Raw genomic sequence first — 3,299 nt, 5'->3', positions numbered from 1 at the left:
AACACAGTGGACGCGAGCAACTGAGGACAAGCCCTCGGCCTATTAGTACCAGTCAGCTCCACCCGTTACCGGGCTTCCACATCTGGCCTATCAACCCAGTCGTCTACTGGGAGCCTTAACCACTCAAGGTGGTGGGAATACTCATCTCGAAGCAGGCTTCCCGCTTAGATGCTTTCAGCGGTTATCCTTTCCGAACGTAGCCAACCAGCCATGCCCTTGGCAGGACAACTGGCACACCAGAGGTTCGTCCGTCCCGGTCCTCTCGTACTAGGGACAGCCCTTCTCAATATTCCTACGCGCACAGCGGATAGGGACCGAACTGTCTCACGACGTTCTAAACCCAGCTCGCGTACCGCTTTAATGGGCGAACAGCCCAACCCTTGGGACCGACTCCAGCCCCAGGATGCGACGAGCCGACATCGAGGTGCCAAACCATCCCGTCGATATGGACTCTTGGGGAAGATCAGCCTGTTATCCCCGGGGTACCTTTTATCCGTTGAGCGACAGCGCTTCCACAAGCCACTGCCGGATCACTAGTCCCGACTTTCGTCCCTGCTCGACCCGTCGGTCTCACAGTCAAGCTCCCTTGTGCACTTACACTCAACACCTGATTGCCAACCAGGCTGAGGGAACCTTTGGGCGCCTCCGTTACTCTTTAGGAGGCAACCGCCCCAGTTAAACTACCCATCAGACACTGTCCCTGATCCGGATCACGGACCCAGGTTAGACATCCAGCACGACCAGAGTGGTATTTCAACGGCGACTCCACAACCACTGGCGTGGCTGCTTCAAAGTCTCCCACCTATCCTACACAAGCCGAACCGAACACCAATATCAAACTATAGTAAAGGTCCCGGGGTCTTTCCGTCCTGCTGCGCGAAACGAGCATCTTTACTCGTAGTGCAATTTCACCGGGCCTATGGTTGAGACAGTCGAGAAGTCGTTACGCCATTCGTGCAGGTCGGAACTTACCCGACAAGGAATTTCGCTACCTTAGGATGGTTATAGTTACCACCGCCGTTTACTGGCGCTTAAGTTCTCAGCTTCGCACACCCGAAAGTGCACTAACCGGTCCCCTTAACGTTCCAGCACCGGGCAGGCGTCAGTCCGTATACATCGCCTTACGGCTTCGCACGGACCTGTGTTTTTAGTAAACAGTCGCTTCTCGCTGGTCTCTGCGGCCACCCCCAGCTCACCGAGTAAATCGGATCACCAGTGATGGCCCCCCTTCTCCCGAAGTTACGGGGGCATTTTGCCGAGTTCCTTAACCATAGTTCACCCGAACGCCTCGGTATTCTCTACCTGACTACCTGAGTCGGTTTAGGGTACGGGCCGCCATGAAACTCGCTAGAGGCTTTTCTCGACAGCATAGGATCATCCACTTCACCACAATCGGCTCGGCATCAGGTCTCAGCCTTAATGTGTGACGGATTTACCTACCACACGGCCTACACCCTTACCCCGGGAACAACCATCGCCCGGGTTGGACTACCTTCCTGCGTCACCCCATCGCTTACCTAGTACAAGTCTGGTTCGTCGGCTCCACCACTACCCTCAACTCCGAAGAGATCGGGCCGGCTTCACGGACTTAGCATCGCCTGATTCAGTATTGGGCGTTTCAAAGCGGGTACCGGAATATCAACCGGTTGTCCATCGACTACGCCTGTCGGCCTCGCCTTAGGTCCCGACTTACCCTGGGCAGATCAGCTTGACCCAGGAACCCTTAGTCAATCGGCGCACACGTTTCTCACGTGTGTATCGCTACTCATGCCTGCATTCTCACTCGTGAACCGTCCACAACTCGCTTCCGCGGCTGCTTCACCCGGCACACGACGCTCCCCTACCCATCCATACTCCCGTTGGGGATATGTGTATGAATGACACGACTTCGGCGGTACGCTTGAGCCCCGCTACATTGTCGGCGCGGAATCACTTGACCAGTGAGCTATTACGCACTCTTTCAAGGGTGGCTGCTTCTAAGCCAACCTCCTGGTTGTCTCTGCGACTCCACATCCTTTCCCACTTAGCGTACGCTTAGGGGCCTTAGTCGATGCTCTGGGCTGTTTCCCTCTCGACCATGGAGCTTATCCCCCACAGTCTCACTGCCGTGCTCTCACTTACCGGCATTCGGAGTTTGGCTAAGGTCAGTAACCCGGTAGGGCCCATCGCCTATCCAGTGCTCTACCTCCGGCAAGAAACACACGACGCTGCACCTAAATGCATTTCGGGGAGAACCAGCTATCACGGAGTTTGATTGGCCTTTCACCCCTAACCACAGGTCATCCCCCAGGTTTTCAACCCTGGTGGGTTCGGTCCTCCACGAAGTCTTACCTCCGCTTCAACCTGCCCATGGCTAGATCACTCCGCTTCGGGTCTAGAGCGTGCAACTCAATCGCCCTGTTCGGACTCGCTTTCGCTACGGCTTCCCCACACGGGTTAACCTCGCTACACACCGCTAACTCGCAGGCTCATTCTTCAAAAGGCACGCAGTCACGACTGACAGCACAAGTGCTGCCAGCGACGCTCCCACGGCTTGTAGGCACACGGTTTCAGGTACTATTTCACTCCGCTCCCGCGGTACTTTTCACCATTCCCTCACGGTACTATCCGCTATCGGTCACCAGGGAATATTTAGGCTTAGCGGGTGGTCCCGCCAGATTCACACGGGATTTCTCGGGCCCCGTGCTACTTGGGTGTCTCTCAAACGAGCCGTTGATGTTTCAGCTACGGGGGTCTTACCCTCTACGCCGGACCTTTCGCATGTCCTTCGCCTACATCAACGGTTTCTGACTCGCCTCACAGCCGGCAGACTGTGAAAGAGAGATCCCACAACCCCGCATGCGCAACCCCTGCCGGGTATCACACGCATACGGTTTGGCCTGATCCAGTTTCGCTCGCCACTACTCCCGGAATCACGGTTGTTTTCTCTTCCTGAGGGTACTGAGATGTTTCACTTCCCCTCGTTCCCTCCACACTGCCTATGTGTTCAGCAGCGGGTGACAGCCCATGACGGCTGCCGGGTTTCCCCATTCGGAAACCCCCGGATCAAAGCTTGGTTGACAGCTCCCCGGGGACTATCGTGGCCTCCCACGTCCTTCATCGGTTCCTGGTGCCAAGGCATCCACCGTGCGCCCTTAAAAACTTGGCCACAGATGCTCGCGTCCACTGTGCAGTTCTCAAACAACGACCAGCCACCCATCACCCCACCCTTACAGGTGAGTGCACTGGGGCCGGCAACCGAAGATCCAGACTCAACGAGCCCGTACCTTCAGATACCCAACAGCGTGCCCGACCCGACC

1 rRNA gene is annotated in these 3,299 nt (G+C 56.4%); it reads right to left on the bottom strand.

The features are described from left to right. Positions 1–22: 22 nt before the first annotated feature. A 23S ribosomal RNA gene (locus tag ACIRJR_RS37035) occupies positions 23–3,148 on the bottom strand. Positions 3,149–3,299 lie beyond the last annotated feature (151 nt).

Source organism: Streptomyces sp. NPDC102402, assembly GCF_044765765.1.
GTDB lineage: Bacteria > Actinomycetota > Actinomycetes > Streptomycetales > Streptomycetaceae > Streptomyces.
Note: the sequence above shows the minus strand (reverse complement) of the source record. Positions and strands in the feature narration are given on the sequence as shown.